Below are 15,788 nucleotides of genomic sequence, written 5' to 3'. Positions count from 1 at the left end.
TCACGCCCCAGATCGAGGATTTCCCCGGTGGAGCCGAGGACGGCGGGGATGAGGCGGGCGTCGCAGGCCAGGCGGCGGGCTTGTTCCGCGGTGACGGGTGATTCCCAGTTCAGGGTGGGGGTGTCGCCCAGCATGTGCTGCACCGCCCGATCACCATCCATCAGGGGCTCACGGCGGAGTAGTTGATCCAGCGTCATCGACACGGTCACTACCGGGGTTTCGCCGGCTTCGGTGGGGCGTGCGGTGGCGCGTTGGGTGTAGTCGAGCAGTTCGGCGAACGCATCCCCCTGGCGTTGGCCGGTGGTGCGCTGATCCGGCATGCCCTCCACCGTGGGCCGGGGCTTGGCCAGCGCCGACAGCAGCGTCTCCAACAACTGCCCGGATTCGGCATCCAGGGTGCCCCGTAGTTTGAGGCGGTTGTGGCGGGTCCAGGACCACACCAGTTCCCGCTCCGGCTCCGCCAACTCAGCATCGTCGGTCGGTTCACGGCCATCGGGATCGACTAGCGCGAGTAGGTGGCGTCCGGCGCGGCGCACCACCGCGGGTTGTGCCTGCCGCGCTAGATCGATCAGCGTCTTCTCATACCCGGCGCGTTCGGTGTCGTCGACCTCGGCGGGCATCGCGGCCATGGTCTCGCTGATCGCGTCCACATGACCGGGGTTGAGCACACCCTCAGCCGCGGCCCGCGCGGCCATCGGCGCGGCAGCGGGCTTCTCACTCGTCCCCTCGCGAGTGGGGTGCAGCAATGTCGCCCGCTTAGCGCGCTTGGTCGCCTCGGTGGTGCTGATCCGCAACAGGTCGCGCTGCAGTGTCGCCAGCGACGGATACCCATACGTAGCGAACACACCCCGCGACTGGATCTCGGCCAGCACCGCCGCCTGAGCAGCCTCGGCACGATTCCGCAACTCCTCAGCCACCCGCAGCGCCTCAGCCAACTCCACGTCGGCCGCTTGCCACCAGCCATACGGGCCGGGCACCGGAAGGAGGGCATCTGCGCTGCTCATACCCTTAAGACTACCCGCGCATCGAACGCCTGTTCTAGCACCAGGTGTGGAACCTCCGTAGAACTTCCGCTGCACTTCCGTCGACATTTCCGCCCGACACCGACGTCGCGGCAGCCAGCGACACATGCTCTCAACACGCCGTCACCGAGCACGCTGAAGGTGGCGCAGCGAACCTAACTGGACGCCTACGGCCGCTCCCGACTCACCCTCGCTCGGCCAGCGGCGCCTCGGGCTCCACCTCGACGAGCGTCATGTTCACCCCTCGGGGCAGTGAGACCACAGTGGACACCGCGTTCGCGATGTCGGACGGCCGCAGGAAGTACGGGTGCCGCGCGAAGCCCCATCGGGCCCAGTCCTCGATCAGCGGACCAGCGACGGACTCGTCGAAGTCCATGCCCATGCTGGTCTGGGTCGGTCCGGGCCGGACGATCGACGCCCGCACACCGGTGCCTTCCAGTTCCATCTGCATGGTCCGCGCCATCGCCTCGACCCCGGATTTGGCAGGCACGTAGCCACCCACCCTGGGGCGCGGGGCGCGCACCACGTCGGAGCCAATGAACACGACGTCGCCGCGCTTGCGCTCCACCATGCCGGGCACCACCTCGGCGACCAACCGGTGCGTACCGACCAGGTGGACGTCGACCGCGCGCTGGAACGCGTCGGAGTCCTGCTCGTGGATCAGCGAGGCGTCCAGATCGCCCGCACCGGACACCGCGATCTCCACCGACCCGAGGGCTTCGGTCGCCGCCGCGACGAACGCCTTCACCGAGTCGGCGTCCGCGACGTCGAGGCCGAGCGCGAGCGCATCGCCGCCGTCAGCGCGGATGCTCGCCGCGATCTCCTCACACCGCTCCACCCGGCGCGCGCCGAGGGCCACCGGGTGCCCGGCAGCGGCGATAGCCCGCGCGGTGGCTTCGCCGATGCCGGACGACGCGCCGGTGACGACCGTGGGACGTCGTTCGGGATGGGGCTCGAACCGGGGCATGTCAGGCCACCTCCACTCGAACCGGCAGCGTGGCGAAGCCGCGCACGTTGGTGGAATGCACCCGCTGCGCGGCGTCCGCGTCGATCTCGTACGACGACACCCTGCCGACCAATTCGGTCAGCGCGATGCGGGCTTCCAGCCGGGCCAAGTGCGCGCCAAGGCAGAAGTGCGTGCCGCCGCCGAAGCTGGCGATCTGTGCCGATCGGTCGCGGTCGAGGTCGAAGTCGTCCGCGTCGGCGAACACCCGCTCGTCCCGGTTGGCCGACCCGACGAGCAACAGCATCCTGGCGCCCGCGGGCACGGTCTGGCCGTGGTACTCGCAGTCCTCGACGACGGTCCGGACGATGATCTGGCTCGACGTGTCGTAGCGCAGCGTCTCCTCGATCCAGTCCGGGACACGTTCCGGATCCGCCAGTGGCTTGGCAAGCTGGCCCGGGTTCCGCCAGCCCCAGTACAGCGCGTTGCCGAGCAGCTTGGTGGTGGTCTCGTTGCCCGCGACCACCATCAGGAACAGGAAGCTGATGATCTCGTCGTCGGTGAGCCGGTCGCCGTCGATCTCGGCGTCCAGCAGCGCCGACGTCAGGTCCTCGGTGCGCTTCGCGCGCCGCTGCGCCACCATGTCCGCGTAGTACTGCACCAGCTCCAGTGCCGCTTCCATCGCGGCCGGCGGCACGTCGAGGACGTCCTCCTCGCGGTGCATCACGGCGTCGGCGAGCCGGCGCAGTTCATCGCGGTCGGCGACGGGCACGCCGACCAGTTCGGAGATGACGTCCATCGGCAGTTTGCCCGCGAACTCCGCGATGAAGTCGAATTCGCCCTTCGCCAGCGCCGGTTCGAGATACTGCCGGGTCAGTTCGCGAATCCGGTCCTCCAGTCTGCGCACCCGGCGCGGCGTGAAGCCTTGCGAGACGAGCGCGCGCATCCGCTGATGCCGCGGATCGTCCATGGCCAGAAAGGACATCGTCTTGTGGGCGTGCGGCCCGTACGCGGCTGGGTCGAGCGAGACACCGTTCGCACTGGAGAGCCGCTGGGTGTCTCGGAACGCGGCGACGACGTCGTCGTAGCGCGAGATCGCCCAGAAGTCCAGCTCGGCGTTGCGGTAGATCGGCGCCTCGTCGCGCAGTCGCGCGTAGAGCGGGTAAGGATCCTCGTGGAAGGCGTAGTCGTAGGGGTTGAACGCCACTGCTTCAGATGCCGTGGGCGTCCCCGATGCCTTCGACGTCCCTGCCGCGACCTCGGTCATGGTCGACCCTCCCGCTCGGGTACTAGACATATGTCCAGACAGTACTATGGACAATTGGCTTGCGCCAACCTCGATCGAGACTGTTGCACAGTGACTGGACATCTGTCTAGACTACTGTCCATGAACGCGAGTGGTGCCGGGCAAGCACCGGTGAGTCATCGGCTGCGAGTCGCGGAGGTCATCCCGGAGACGGCCGACGCGGTGTCACTGGTGTTCGGCCTCACCGAGCGGCAGCGCGAGCGGTTCCGCTACCGCCCCGGCCAGTTCCTGACGCTGCGGGTGCCCACTGAGCACGGCGCCCTCGCGCGGTGCTACTCGCTGGCAAGCTCCCCGCACACCGACGACCGGCTCACGGTGACGGTGAAGCGGATCGCGGATGGGCGTGCCTCCACCTGGATCTGCGACCACGTCGGTCCCGGAACGGAACTCGACGCCCTCGAACCGGCGGGCGTGTTCACCCCGGCCTCGCTCGACGACGACGTCCTGCTGCTGGCAGCGGGTAGCGGGATCACGCCGATCCTGTCGATCGCCAAGTCGACCCTCGCTGCGGGCACCGGCAACGTCGTGCTGTGCTACGCCAACCGCGACGAGGACGCGGTGATCTTCCGCGACGAACTGCGCCGGCTCGAAGCCGACTACCCGGAGCGGCTGACCGTGCTGCACTGGCTGGAGTCGTTGCAGGGCATACCCACCGAGCATGGGCTACGCGGGCTGCTCACCGGTCGGCGGTTCACCGACGTCTTCCTGTGCGGGCCCAAGCCGTTCATGACCGTGGCGCGAGTGGTGCTGCGGGAACTCGGCGTCGAGCGGTCCCGGATCCACCTCGAACGCTTCAGTTCGCTCGGCGGCGATCCCTTCGCCGACGCGGTGCCCGCCGATGCCCCGGAGCCCGCCGGTGTCACGGCCACGAGTCCCCTGGCGTCCACGGCCACGGAGGACGCGGTCGCGCTGCACGTCGACATCGGCGACGAGCCACGCCGCATCGACTGGCCAACGGGCACCCGCCTGCTTGACCTGCTGGTGGCCCACGGCGTCGACGTCCCGTCCTCCTGCGGTGAAGGCGTCTGCGCGTCGTGCGAGTGTCGGGTGGTCGAAGGCGAGGTCAGCATGGTGGACAACCAGATCCTCGACGCCGACGACATCGCCGAGGGCTACGTGCTCGCCTGCCAGGCCGTCCCGGTCACGCGCCAGGTACGCATCAGCTTGGACTGAGTACGCTCACCCGAGACTCCCGGCACGACGGAGGAGAGGACGCCCGTGACCGCCACCAGCGACGACGCCACGATGCACCCGGACCTGCTCGACCACGCCCTGCGCGCACCAGGGTTCATGCCCACCGACGAGGGGCTGGCGCTGCACGACGCGGTGCGCGACGAACTCGGCTCCGGTATCGCGGTGGAGATCGGCAGCTACTGCGGCAAGTCCACGATCTTCCTCGCGGCCGCTGCCGCGGCGACCGGCGGCACGATCGTCACCGTGGACCACCACCGGGGTTCCGAGGAGCACCAACCCGGCTGGGAGTACCACGACCCGGATCTCGTCGACCAGCATGTCGGACGGATCGACACCCTCGCCACATTCCGTCGCACCATCGCCAACGCAGGCCTCGAGGACACCGTGGTCGCGGTCGTGGGGCGATCGGTGGACGTCGCCGCGTTCTGGCGCACGCCGTTGACCTTCCTGTTCATCGACGGCGGGCACACCGAGGCGGCGGCACACACCGACTACGAAGGTTGGGCGCCCTGGGTCGCCAACGGCGGCGTGCTGGCCATCCACGACGTGTTCCCCGATCCCCGCGACGGCGGCCAGGCGCCGCACCAGATCTACCGCAGGGCACTCGACTCCGGCGCGTTCACCCAGATCAGCGCGGTCGGATCGCTACGGCTGCTGCGCCGCGTCAGCGGTCAGCCGGGCTCGCTAGCCGCCTGACAGCCGGGTCACAACCGCACGCATGCCGATCCACCGCGAGACCGACCGGCAACTCCTCGCCCCGGAAAATGCCGTTCCCCGGTGTGCTGTGCGACAGCGCGTCCGCGGCGAGGATCACCGCGGCGGCGGTCCACGTCGTACGCTCCTCCGGCCAGCGCTTGCCATCCGCGTACACCAGCCCGGTCCAGTAGGAGCCGTCCTCTTCCCGCAGGTGCTGCATCGCGGCGAAGAGCTCCAGCGCCCGCTCCCGCTCGCCCAGCGCGTCGAGCGCCATCACCAGCTCGCACGTCTCGGCGCCGGTCACCCACGGATGGTCGTCCACACAACGCGCACCGAGCCCGTCGACGACGAAGTCCGGCCACCGATACTCGATCCGCTCGCGACCTGCCGACCCCCGTACCGCGCCACCGAGGATCGGGTAGTACCAGTCCATCGAGTACCGAGTCTTCTCGGCGAACGCCTCGGGATGCTCGGCGAGCACATGGGCCAGCTGACCGAGTCCGATCTCCCACTCCGGCTGCGACTCCCCCATCACCTGAGCCAACGCGAGACCGCAGCGCAGGCTGTGGTGGATGCTCGCGCAGCCGGACAGCAGCGCCTCCCAGCACACCTCGCCACCCGCGCCTTTCGCCCAGCCGATCTCGCCGCGCGCGGTCTGCGATTCGAGCACGAAGTCCAGCGCTCGGCGCACCGTCGGCCACATCCGCGCGGCGAACGCCTCGTCGCCGGTGACGCGATAGTGGTGCCACACGCCCACGGCGATGTAAGCGCAGAAGTTGGTGTCAGCACCGGCGTCCTCGATCCGGCTGCCACGGATCTGCAGCGGCCAGGATCCGTCCGCGCGCTGCGTCCGCCGCGACCAGGCATACGCCGCCTCGGCCTCACCCCACAACCCCGCCACGGACAGCGCCATCGCGGACTCGACGTGATCCCACGGATCGACGTGCCCACCCGTGAACCACGGGATCGCCCCAGAAGGCTCCTGAACCGCCACGATGGCACGGGCGCTGCGCTCGACGTCCTCGGCCGACAACACCCCAGCCACGGCCGGGATGCCGTGCCTACGCAACCGTGGCCTCCGGCTTGTCCAGATACACCACGATGCTCTTGCCGATCAGCGGGTTGAGCAGTCGCTCAGCGGTACGGGTCAGCCACGGCGCGCGCAGCATGTCCCAGACCAGCATCCGGTGATACACCTTGGTCAGCGGATGGTCCTCCCGATCGACACCGACAGCGCACTTGAGCCACCAGTACGGCGCGTGCAGCGCGTGCGCGTAGTCCTTGCCCAGCGGGCGCAGCCCTGCGGTGCGCAGCCGGTCGGTGAGCTGGTTCGCCCGGTAGATCCGCACGTGCCCGCCCTCGACCTGGTGGTAGGCCTCCGACAGCGCCCAGCAGACCCGCTCCGGCAGCCACCGGGGCACCGTCACCGCGACCGTTCCGCCCGGTTTGACCACCCGCGCCAGCTCCCACATCGCCTTCTCGTCCTCGACGATGTGCTCCAGCACCTCGGAGGCGATGACGCAGTCGAACGAATCGTCCGGGAACGGCAGCTCCAGCGCGTCGCCGACCATGGTCCGTGCGGATGCCTCGGCGGGCGCCTCCCCCGCGTCGGCCATCCCGGCGAACATCGCCGCGACGCCGTCCAGCTCGGCGGCGTCCTGGTCGAACGCCACCACGTCGGCGCCCCTGCGGTAGACCTCGAACGCGTGCCGCCCGGCACCGCAACCGATGTCAAGCACCGATCGTCCCGGCCCGATACCGAGCCGGTCGAAGTCCACGGTCAGCATGTCGTCGTTCCCTTCGTCTCCCATGATTCGGACCTGCGAGCAGTCCTATGTGTTCGATGATTCGGACCTGCAAGCAGTCCTCATGCGCTCGATCGCCTCCGCGTAGCACTCGGCCGTTGCCGCGGCGACCGACGTCCAGCTGTAGCGGCGCAGCACCCGCTGCCTTCCCGCCGTACCCATCCTCGCCCGGCGATCTGGGTCGTCGAGCTGCCCGGCGATACCGCGCGCGAGCGCCTCGGTGTCGCCCGCCGGTACCAGGTCGGCGCACTCGCCGTCGGCGCCAACCACCTCGGGCAGCGCGCCCGCCCTGCTCACCACCAGCGGGGTGCCGCAGGCCATCGCCTCGACGGTGGGCAGCGAGAACCCCTCGTACAGCGACGGCACGCAGGCCACCTCGGCCGAGGCGAGCAGTCCGGCGAGGTCGTTGTCGGAGACACCGCTGACGGTGTGCACGATGTCGCCGATCGCCAGCTCGGAGATCAGCCGTTCGGTGGGCCCGCCCGGCGTCAACCGGCTGACCAGGGTCAGTTCGACATCCCGCTCGGTGCGGAGTTTGGCCACGGCTTCCAGCAGGTGACGCACACCTTTCAGTGGGACATCGGCGCTGGCGATCGCGGCGATGCGGCCCGGTACGCGGGGCCGCTCGGGCGGCCGGAACACCGCGGTGTCGACCCCAAGCGGCACCACCCGGATCCGTTCGCGCGGCACCGCGAAGTCGTCGCTGATGTCGTCGGCGGAGCAGCCGGACACGGTGAGCAGCTCGGGCAGTTGCCGGGCGACGCGCGCCTGCATCCGCACGAAGCCGTACCAGCGGCGCAGCGTGAGCCGCCGCCACCCGGTCGCCGCCGCGAGGTCGGTGGTGCGGTCCCGGGTGATCGGGTGATGCACGGTCGCGACCAGCGGAATGCCCGCACGCCGCAGCGACAGCAGACCAGGGCCCAGCGACTGGTTGTCGTGGACGACGTCGAACTCGCCAGCCCGCGCGTGCAGCAACGTGGCCACGCGGCGGCTGAACGTGCGCGGCTCGGGAAAGCCCGCGGTCCACATCGTGGCGAGTTCCAGCAGGTCGGTGGCGTCGCGGAACTCGCTCGGGCGTGGTGTACGGAACGGGTCCGGCTCCCGATACAGGTCAAGGCTCGGCACCGGGGTCAGCCGGACCCGAGAATCGAGCACCGGATACGGCTGACCGGAAAACACCTCCACCTCGTGGCCCAGCTCGGCAAGCCCGCGGCTGAGGTGGCGCACGTAGACACCCTGCCCACCGCAATGCGGCTCACTGCGATAGGACAGCAGCGCTATCCGCACGGATCACCTCACAGGACAAAATGAGAACACGTTCTCGACGGTCGGTCAGCCTAGCATGGCCGTTTCAGCACGCCGCGTCGTCTACCGATCGTCCGGGGACTCGGCGGCCGTCTCGGTCAACGATAGGGCCACCTTCGGGCAGGCGCGGACCGCCTGGCGAACCCGGTCCGCCGAGTCCTCGTCCGGCTGCGCGAGCACGTGCAGCTGGTCCTCCTCGTCGAGGTGAAAGATGTCGGGCGCGAATCCCTCGCACACGCCGTTGGCTTCGCAGGCGTCGTAATCCACGATGACGTTCATTGAGTCCTCCCCGCGGCCGCCTTACCGCAGTCGCACGGGCATTTCCTTGATTCCATTGATGAAATTGGACCGCAGCCTGCGCGCCGGCCCAGCGAGTGCCACATCGGGCACCCGATCGGCGAGCGTATCGAACAGAATGCGGAGTTCCAGTCGTGCCAAATGGGCACCGAGGCAGAAATGCGGGCCACCGCCGCCGAAGGAGATGTGCGGATTCGGATCCCGGGTGATGTCGAACACCTGCGGGTTGTCGAACACGGCCTCGTCCCGGTTCGCCGAGGGATAGAACAACACCAGCTTGTCGCCCGCGCTGATCTCCTGTCCTCCGACGACGGCGTCGCGGGTCGCGGTGCGACGGAAGTCCATGACCGGGCTGACCCAGCGCAGGATCTCCTCCACCGCCGACGGCACCAGCGAGCGATCCTCCCGCAGCCGGTGCCACTGCTCGGGATGCTCCAGCAACGCGAGCATGCCGCCGGACGCGGCGTTGCGGGTGGTCTCGTTGCCGGCGACGATGAGCAGCACGAAGAACATGTTGAACTCAAGCGCGTCGAGCACGTCCCCGTTGGCGTCCGGCTGGACCAGTTTGGTGACGATGTCGTCGCGCGGCTCGGCCCGGCGTCGTTCCGCGAGTTCGTTGGCATAGGCGAAGATCTCGCTGGCGGCCACCGCGCCGTCTGAACCCTCGACTTGGAACTCGGGATCGTCGAATCCGATCATCCGGTTCGACCAGTCGTACAGTTTCTCCCTGTCGGCGTCGGGAACGCCCATCAGTTCCGCGATGACCGCCAGCGGCAACTGCGCCGCGATGTCGTGGACGAAATCGGCCTCGCCGCGCTCGGCGACCTCGTCAATGAGTTGGTGGCAAATGTCACGAATACTCTGCTCCAGCTTGCCGATCATTCTCGGCGTGAATCCGCGATTGACCAGGTTCCGCAGTCTGGTGTGATCCGGCGGATCCATGTTCACCATCATCGCGCGCTGCATTTCGACCACCTCGTCGTCGAAATCGGACAGCATCGCGGTGCCGGCATAGGACGAGAATGTCTGGGCGTCGCGGGAGACTGCGACCACGTCGTCGTACCGGGTGACGGCCCAGAAACCACGGCCGGGCGGGCTCTCGGGCTGCCAGTACAGCTGGGATGCACGACGCAGTTCCGCGAAGAATTCGTGCGGCACGCCGCGCTCGTAAACGTCCGGATCGTGGAGGGTGACACTGGCCGTGCTCATCGCGTACCTCGCCGGTGGTTGGAGCCGTCAACCACGCCAAGGTATAACACGTTCTAGTGTCGTGTAAACAACTGTCCAGAACGCTGTCCATCTGCTGTGGCGTCGTGTCATGCGCTCCCGACGCCGTGTCATGCGGTCCGGACGCCGTGTCCTGCACTCGTGACGCCGTGTCATGCAGTCTCGACGCCGTGTTCCGCAAACCAGCACGACCTGCGGCCAATGCCGCCGTCACCACCGGTAGTCGAGGAACTTCCCATCGAAGGTGACGACGACCCGGTCGCCGTCAGGGTCCAGGCGGCGGGCGACGTCGACCTTGAAGTTGATCGCGCTCATGATGCCGTCGCCGAACTCCTCGTGGATGAGCTCCTTGAGTGCCGGGCCATACACGGCGAGCGCCTCCATGAACCGGTAGATCGTGGGATCGGACATCGACGCCGAATCGGCGCCGCGGGACGGCTGCGACCGCAGACTTTCGGCGACCACGTCGTCCAGTTCGAGCAGCGCGCAGACCCGCTGCGCCTGCTCAGACGTCATCGGGTGCTGACCGAGCAGCGCTGCCGTCGTCCACACGACAGGCGCGTCGATCGTGTCGGCGATCTCGGCCCAGGTCAGGCCGCGCCGCACCCGGGCGGCGATCACCAGATCGGCGGCATCGGACTTGCTCATGATCGGCGTCATTGGCGAGGCTCCTCACGGTCGGTACGGACGCATCCAGCCTCGCCGACAAGGGCTGGACACTCCATACGCCGCACGCCGCCGACACATATTCTTCACGCTGAGACGGCTCGACCAGCGCCACTGTGACGTCTTGCTCCCACCGATGTCACACGGACGACATACGTCGCGCCCACACTCAACCGGTGACCCGCCGGGCCATGATTCGCCCGGCCGGTGTTCGCTGGTCTTCACTACCCCTGCACCCGAGTGAAAAGAGGGACCGCATGTCGTACCTGGCCCCAGCAGAGTTCGCCACGAAGATGATCGACGCTGGCGAGTCCAAAGCGCTCATGTCGACCCGGGACACCGTGATCCGTGCCTTCATGGCCGGCGCCATCCTGGCGCTGGCGGCGGCGTTCGCGGTGACGGTCACCGTGCAGACGGGTCAGCCGATCGTCGGCGCGCTGCTGTTCCCCGTCGGGTTCTGCATGCTGTACCTGCTCGGGTTCGATCTGGTGACCGGCGTGTTCACACTGGTTCCGCTGGCCTGGATCGACAAGCGGCCCGGGGTGAGCATGAAGGCGCTGCTGCGCAACTGGGGCCTGGTCTTCGTGGGGAACTTCGCGGGCGCGCTCGTCGTCGCGCTCATGATGGCGATCATCGTCACGTTCGCGTTCACCGTGGATCCGAACGAGGTCGGCCAGGCACTCGGCACGATCGGTGAGAGCCGCACGGTCGGCTACGCCGAGCACGGCGCGGCGGGAATGCTGACGCTGTTCATCCGCGGCGTGCTGTGCAACTGGATGGTCTCCACCGGGGTCGTCGCCGCGATGATGTCGACGTCGGTGTCCGGCAAGGTCATCGCCATGTGGATGCCGATCCTGGTGTTCTTCTACATGGGCTTCGAGCACTCGGTCGTCAACATGTTCCTGTTCCCGTCCGGACTCATGCTCGGCGGCGACTTCTCTCTCGGCGACTACCTGCTCTGGAACGAGATCCCGACGATCATCGGCAACATCGTCGGCGGCCTGACCTTCGTCGGATTGACCGTGTACGCGACCCACGCCCGCACCGGTCCCTCCCGGCCGCAGCCTGTCGCCGCGGAGGAGAAGGTGTCTGCCTGACGCCGAATGCTGGACGACGCTGTCGCCGGGTCGACATCGCGACAGCGTCGTTCAGCACTCCGCCGCATCGCTTCGTGCGGTCGCGGAAGTCTGACCGGTTCGACCTAGTATGCGAACCGTGCCGCGAGCAGGTATGTGTTCTGCTGGACCACTCACGGTCGCATGTCCGGCCCACCACAGGGAGGTAGTCCGATGGCCACCACGCACCCGGCGGCCGCCGTGGGCAGGGGCTCGGCGATGCGGGTCGTGGTGTGGCTGCTGCACGTCGCGGCGCCGATGCTCGCGCTGTGGCTGCTGATCGCCCAGCCCGAACTCGACCTGCGGTGGGAGGACCGCGAGGCACACTTCGTGCTGGTGCTGGTGACCGCCGTCGTCGGCGCGATCCTTGGCATGCTGATCAGCCGCGCCGCGCTGCGCCGGGACGACGCCAGGCAGTTCCTGGTGTCGCTGACGTTCCTGATCAGCGCGGGTTTCCTCGGCCTGCACGCGCTGGCGACGCCGGGTGTGCTGCTGGAGTCGGCCAACACCGGATTCGCCGTCGCGACGCCGGTCGGCCTGACGCTCAGCGGCGTCACCGCGGCACTGTCCGCGGTGGAATGGAGCGAACGCGGCACGGCGGCGATCATGCGCGACCGACGGTGGTGGCTTGCCGTGGCGTGGGCACTGCTGCTCGCGTGGGCGGCGATCTCGCTGGCGGGGTTCGCGCCCCTTGACTCGCCGCCCGATCCGGCGAGCGTGACGGCGGGCCAGCGCACGCTCGGGATCGTCGGTGGCCTGCTCTACGCCGGGGCGGCGCTGCGCTATCTCGCGCTGTACCGGCGGCGTCCCGCCGTGGTGCTGCTGTCGACGTTGACCGCGTTCGTGCTGCTCGCTGAGGCACTGGCGACGATGGTGTTCGCGCGTGGCTGGCAGGCGTCGTGGTGGCTGTGGCACGTGCTGATGGCGCTGGCGTTCTGCTTCATCGCCTATAGCGCCCATGTGCAGTTCCGCCGCGAAGGCTCGTCGGTCGGGCTGTTCGACAGCATCGGCCTGCAGCAGACGGTGGCCGACCTGCGCCGGGACTACGCCGAGGCACTCGAAGCGATGGTCGACGCCGTGCGACGCCGGGAGGCGGGCGACGAGCGGCCGGTTTCGCCCGAGGCCGCGCGACTGGCGGAACGGTTCGGGCTGACCGAGCGGCAAGTGGCTGTGCTGGAACGGGCCGCGGAAGCGCTCGGGCACGAACGGGAGCAGGCACGACGACTCGGCAACCTGGTCGCGGTCGGCAGGGAAGCCAGCGTCATCCGCGCGGAGGACGACCTGCTGGCGCGGATACTGTCGCTGGCGACGGATGCCTTCCGGCAGGACCGGCTACGACTGGGGCTACTGCGCTCGGGAGAACTGTCCTTTCCAGTCGCCGCGCCGGACGGCACGGTGACGGACACCAGCCGTCCTGGCACCAGCCTGGCCGACACCGCGCCGTCCGCTGCCGCCGATCAGGCACTCGACACGCTGGAACTCACCACCTCCCCCGACGGGGCCACGCTGGCACTGCCGCTGACGGTGAAAGGACGTCCCGCCGGGGTGCTTGAGGCGCACCGGCCCGGCTCACAGTTCGCGGACGCCGACCGCGCGCTGCTGGCGTCGTTCGCCAGCCAGGCGTCGATCGCCCTGGAGAACGCCCGGCTGTACCACCAGCTCGACGGGCTGTTCCGGTCGTACATGTCCCCCGCGGTGGCGACCGCGCTGCTCGCGGACCCCACGCAAGCCGGCCTCGGCGGCGAGATCGCCGAGGTGACCGTCCTGATGGCGGACCTGCGCGGCTTCACGTCGTTCGCGGAACGCACGTCGCCGGACGCGGTCGTCGCCATGCTCAACACCTACTACGGCGCCGCTGTCCCGGTCGTGCTCGACGCGGGAGGCACCGTGGTGCAGTTCGTCGGCGACGCCATGATGGCGATCTTCAACGCGCCGGTGCGCCAGCCCGATCACGCGCTCCGCGCGGCGCGGGCAGGGCTGCGGCTCCACGAGGTCATCGCGGCGGTGGCCGAAGGGCACGACGACTGGCCCCGGTTCCGGGTCGGCATCAACACCGGACCCGCGCTGGTCGGCAACATCGGCGCCGACCAGATGCGCAACTTCACGGCGATCGGCGACACCACCAACCTTGCCGCGCGCCTGGAGGGGCTGGCAGAGCCCGGCCAAGTGGTGATCGGTCCGGGCACCCGCGCCTGCCTGGGTGACGACGCCGCGGTGTCCGAGCGGGGGTCGGTCACGGTCAAGGGCAAACGCGACCCGGTGCCGGTGTTCGTGCTGGATACGCTGACGACGGGATGACGGGACCGAGGGCATGCGTCGCGCGTGCCGTCACCCCATGAGCCATTAGGCTGAGCCGGAACACGTGATCACACTCTCGACCGGCCGACAAGGACACCGGCGACAAGACGGCGACGCAGGGAGCGCACGCATGATTCCGAGCGAGTTGCCCGTGCTCCAGGACCTCGACGAGCCGGAGCGCCGCAGACTGCTCGACGCGGCCAAGCCGCGCCGGTTCCGCCGCCGCGAGGTCATCTTCCACGAGGGCGACCCCGGCGACTGCCTGCACCTGATCCTGTCCGGTCGGGTCGCCGTCCGGGTGACGACGCCGATGGGCGACGTCGCGACGTTGTCGCTGCTCGGGCCGGGTGACGCGTTCGGGGAGCTCGCGCTGCTCGACCCGGACGCCCGGCGCAGCGCCACGGTCGAGGCACTGGAGCAGACCGACACCATCGCACTGTTCCGCACCGACCTGTTCGAACTGCGGGAACGGCATCCGGCGATCGACCGGTTCCTCACCCGCACGCTGGCCAGCTACGTGCGGCGGCTGTCCTCGATGGTGCTCGACGCGCTGTACCTGCCCGTCGACAAGCGCATCGCCCGGCGTCTCGCGGATCTCGCCGACCTCTACGCCGACACGTCGGCAACGGCGGAAATCCAGCTCACGCAGGACGACGTCGCCGGCATCGCCGGCACAACGCGGGCGACGGCGAACCGCGTGCTGCGCGCGCTTGAGGCGCGCGGTGTGCTCACGCTGAGCCGGGGACGCATCACGGTGCACGACACCCGCGCCCTGCGCTGACCTCCTGCTGACCGGCCGCCCGCTGGTGCTGCCGGCTCACCCCACACGCAGTCCGGCCGCCCGGCTCCGTGTCCACGAACACGGAGTCTCCGTGTCCGCGCGCAACGACGTCACTGGGGTGCCGCGGCGAGAGTGTGCGACGTGCCGCGAGGGCGGCACCGCAGAGCACGAAGGAGTTCAGACATGCACAGCAGGAATCGGAACCTGGCTCGCTGGGTGAGCAGAGCCATGGGCATGGTCCTGGTGGCGGGTGCGCTGGGAGCGGTGCAGCTGACCACGGCCACCTCCGCGTCCGCCGTCACCGGGCTGGAGAAGGTGCACTCGCCGGCCTCGGCAACCGACTCGCAGGCGTCGAAGACCGTGACGGCGCGCTGCCCGTCCGGCAAGCAGATCGTGGGTGGCGGCGGCTGGGTGCACGCGGTCGATCGGTACGCCGAGGACAACCTCGCACTGACCCAGCTGCGGCCGTTCGACAGCTATCGCGACGGCTACAGAGTCACCGCGGAGGAGATCATCTACACGTCAGGTAACTGGTGGGTGCAGGCCTACGCGATCTGCGCCGATCCGATGTCCGGGCACCAGATCGTCACCGGCACGACGTCGTACTCCTCGCAGGAAAAGCAGCACGCCAAGGCGGTGTGCCCGTCGGGCAAGCGAGCGATCGGCTCCGGCGCGCGGATCAACTACGCCTCGACCGGCGAAGTCGCGTTGCAGATCGCACGGGCATCCGGCCCCGGCGACATCACCCGGGCGCAGGCACGCGAAGAGGCCAACGGCTACAGCGGCAAGTGGAACGTCACCGCATACGCGGTGTGCGTGAACCGGCCGTACGGCTACGAGGTCGTCTACGGGGAGTCGTCGGAGCGGGATTCGGAATCGACCAAGACCGCCACCGCGAGCTGCCCGAGCGGCAAGCGCGTGCACGGCGCGGGCGCGGCAACGAGTGGCAACGCTCCGGCCGGTGTCGGGCTGCAGGTCGTCTACCCGTACAACGACCTGCGTCGCGTGATGGCGCACGCGGTGGAGACCTCACCGACCAGCGCGGACTGGGACTTCATCGTGGCTCAGGCGATCTGCGCCTACTAGCCCACACTGACCTGCTCCTCCTGGCACACGCCGGGAGGAGCAGGCGC

At 69.0% G+C, this 15,788-nt stretch carries 15 protein-coding genes; 6 read left to right on the top strand and 9 right to left on the bottom strand.

What is annotated here, in order from left to right; translation table 11 throughout:
* The 3 genes from AMYHA_RS27395 to AMYHA_RS10865 all read right to left on the bottom strand — a co-directional run.
* On the bottom strand, positions 1-1,004 hold a 1,004-nt coding region (locus AMYHA_RS27395), incomplete at its 3' end, for a DUF222 domain-containing protein (protein ID WP_169732922.1).
* Positions 1,005-1,206: 202 nt separating this feature from the next.
* Positions 1,207-1,989, bottom strand: coding sequence for an SDR family oxidoreductase (locus tag AMYHA_RS10870; protein WP_034270617.1), 783 nt, complete (start codon positions 1,987-1,989; stop codon positions 1,207-1,209).
* 1 nt (position 1,990) lies between these two features.
* On the bottom strand, positions 1,991-3,232 hold the full coding sequence (locus tag AMYHA_RS10865; RefSeq protein ID WP_051399759.1) for a cytochrome P450: 1,242 nt from the start codon (positions 3,230-3,232) through the stop codon (positions 1,991-1,993).
* Between the two features lie 120 nt (positions 3,233-3,352).
* Here AMYHA_RS10865 and AMYHA_RS10860 point away from each other — a divergent pair, with 120 nt between their 5' ends.
* Positions 3,353-4,444, top strand: a complete 1,092-nt coding sequence (locus AMYHA_RS10860; protein WP_051399758.1) for a ferredoxin--NADP reductase — start codon at positions 3,353-3,355, stop codon at positions 4,442-4,444.
* Positions 4,445-4,489: 45 nt separating this feature from the next.
* On the top strand, positions 4,490-5,161 hold the full coding sequence (locus AMYHA_RS10855) for a class I SAM-dependent methyltransferase (RefSeq protein ID WP_231104696.1): 672 nt from the start codon (positions 4,490-4,492) through the stop codon (positions 5,159-5,161).
* Here the strand turns inward: AMYHA_RS10855 and AMYHA_RS10850 are convergent.
* From AMYHA_RS10850 to cynS, 6 genes are all read right to left on the bottom strand, one after another.
* Positions 5,130-6,230 carry a glucosidase family protein gene (locus AMYHA_RS10850; RefSeq protein ID WP_051399757.1) on the bottom strand — a complete coding sequence of 367 codons (1,101 nt, stop codon included), beginning with the start codon at positions 6,228-6,230 and terminating at the stop codon, positions 5,130-5,132. The genes AMYHA_RS10855 and AMYHA_RS10850 overlap by 32 nt on opposite strands.
* Entirely contained in the window at positions 6,223-6,972 is a 750-nt protein-coding gene (locus AMYHA_RS10845) for a class I SAM-dependent methyltransferase (protein ID WP_231104695.1), read from the bottom strand. Before AMYHA_RS10845 ends, AMYHA_RS10850 begins: the two co-directional genes overlap by 8 nt.
* 21 nt (positions 6,973-6,993) lie before the next feature.
* Positions 6,994-8,253, bottom strand: a complete 1,260-nt coding sequence (locus AMYHA_RS10840; protein WP_034270612.1) for a glycosyltransferase family 4 protein — start codon at positions 8,251-8,253, stop codon at positions 6,994-6,996.
* A gap of 81 nt (positions 8,254-8,334) precedes the next feature.
* Positions 8,335-8,550 carry a ferredoxin gene (locus tag AMYHA_RS10835; RefSeq protein ID WP_034270610.1) on the bottom strand — a complete coding sequence of 72 codons (216 nt, stop codon included), beginning with the start codon at positions 8,548-8,550 and terminating at the stop codon, positions 8,335-8,337.
* Between the two features lie 21 nt (positions 8,551-8,571).
* Entirely contained in the window at positions 8,572-9,777 is a 1,206-nt protein-coding gene (locus tag AMYHA_RS10830; RefSeq protein WP_034270607.1) for a cytochrome P450, read from the bottom strand.
* A gap of 228 nt (positions 9,778-10,005) precedes the next feature.
* Positions 10,006-10,455 carry a cyanase gene (cynS, locus tag AMYHA_RS10825; protein ID WP_034270604.1) on the bottom strand — a complete coding sequence of 150 codons (450 nt, stop codon included), beginning with the start codon at positions 10,453-10,455 and terminating at the stop codon, positions 10,006-10,008.
* Positions 10,456-10,718: 263 nt separating this feature from the next.
* Between cynS and AMYHA_RS10820 the strand changes: the two genes are divergently transcribed.
* The 4 genes from AMYHA_RS10820 to AMYHA_RS10805 all read left to right on the top strand — a co-directional run bounded on the left by AMYHA_RS10820 (position 10,719) and on the right by AMYHA_RS10805 (position 15,741).
* The gene (locus tag AMYHA_RS10820; RefSeq protein WP_034270602.1) at positions 10,719-11,558 is read left to right on the top strand and encodes a formate/nitrite transporter family protein; all 840 of its coding nucleotides are present in this window, start codon (positions 10,719-10,721) and stop codon (positions 11,556-11,558) included.
* A gap of 192 nt (positions 11,559-11,750) precedes the next feature.
* Complete coding sequence (locus AMYHA_RS25645) at positions 11,751-13,874, top strand: adenylate/guanylate cyclase domain-containing protein (RefSeq protein ID WP_051399756.1); 2,124 nt, start codon at positions 11,751-11,753, stop codon at positions 13,872-13,874.
* A 130-nt stretch (positions 13,875-14,004) separates the two neighbouring features.
* Positions 14,005-14,655: a Crp/Fnr family transcriptional regulator gene (locus AMYHA_RS10810; protein ID WP_034270600.1), complete on the top strand. Its 651-nt coding sequence runs from the start codon at positions 14,005-14,007 to the stop codon at positions 14,653-14,655.
* Between the two features lie 183 nt (positions 14,656-14,838).
* A complete protein-coding gene (locus tag AMYHA_RS10805) occupies positions 14,839-15,741 on the top strand; it encodes a hypothetical protein (RefSeq protein ID WP_157362011.1) in 903 nt (300 codons plus the stop codon).
* Positions 15,742-15,788 lie beyond the last annotated feature (47 nt).

The sequence above is a fragment of the Haloechinothrix halophila YIM 93223 genome (assembly GCF_000504245.1).
In the GTDB taxonomy this organism is placed as follows: Bacteria; Actinomycetota; Actinomycetes; order Mycobacteriales; family Pseudonocardiaceae; genus Haloechinothrix_A; species Haloechinothrix_A halophila.
The sequence above is the reverse complement of the archived record's forward strand: the minus strand, read 5'-3'. Positions and strand labels throughout refer to the sequence as shown.

Coding starts and splice junctions, on each gene's coding strand:
- AMYHA_RS10845 (WP_231104695.1), bottom strand. CDS start 6,972: ATGGGAGACGAAGGGAACGACGACATGCTGACCGTGGACTTCGACCGG.
- AMYHA_RS10805 (WP_157362011.1), top strand. CDS start 14,839: ATGCACAGCAGGAATCGGAACCTGGCTCGCTGGGTGAGCAGAGCCATG.
- AMYHA_RS25645 (WP_051399756.1), top strand. CDS start 11,751: ATGGCCACCACGCACCCGGCGGCCGCCGTGGGCAGGGGCTCGGCGATG.
- AMYHA_RS10835 (WP_034270610.1), bottom strand. CDS start 8,550: ATGAACGTCATCGTGGATTACGACGCCTGCGAAGCCAACGGCGTGTGC.
- AMYHA_RS10830 (WP_034270607.1), bottom strand. CDS start 9,777: ATGAGCACGGCCAGTGTCACCCTCCACGATCCGGACGTTTACGAGCGC.
- AMYHA_RS10810 (WP_034270600.1), top strand. CDS start 14,005: ATGATTCCGAGCGAGTTGCCCGTGCTCCAGGACCTCGACGAGCCGGAG.
- AMYHA_RS10870 (WP_034270617.1), bottom strand. CDS start 1,989: ATGCCCCGGTTCGAGCCCCATCCCGAACGACGTCCCACGGTCGTCACC.
- AMYHA_RS10865 (WP_051399759.1), bottom strand. CDS start 3,232: ATGACCGAGGTCGCGGCAGGGACGTCGAAGGCATCGGGGACGCCCACG.
- AMYHA_RS10860 (WP_051399758.1), top strand. CDS start 3,353: ATGAACGCGAGTGGTGCCGGGCAAGCACCGGTGAGTCATCGGCTGCGA.
- cynS (WP_034270604.1), bottom strand. CDS start 10,455: ATGACGCCGATCATGAGCAAGTCCGATGCCGCCGATCTGGTGATCGCC.
- AMYHA_RS10820 (WP_034270602.1), top strand. CDS start 10,719: ATGTCGTACCTGGCCCCAGCAGAGTTCGCCACGAAGATGATCGACGCT.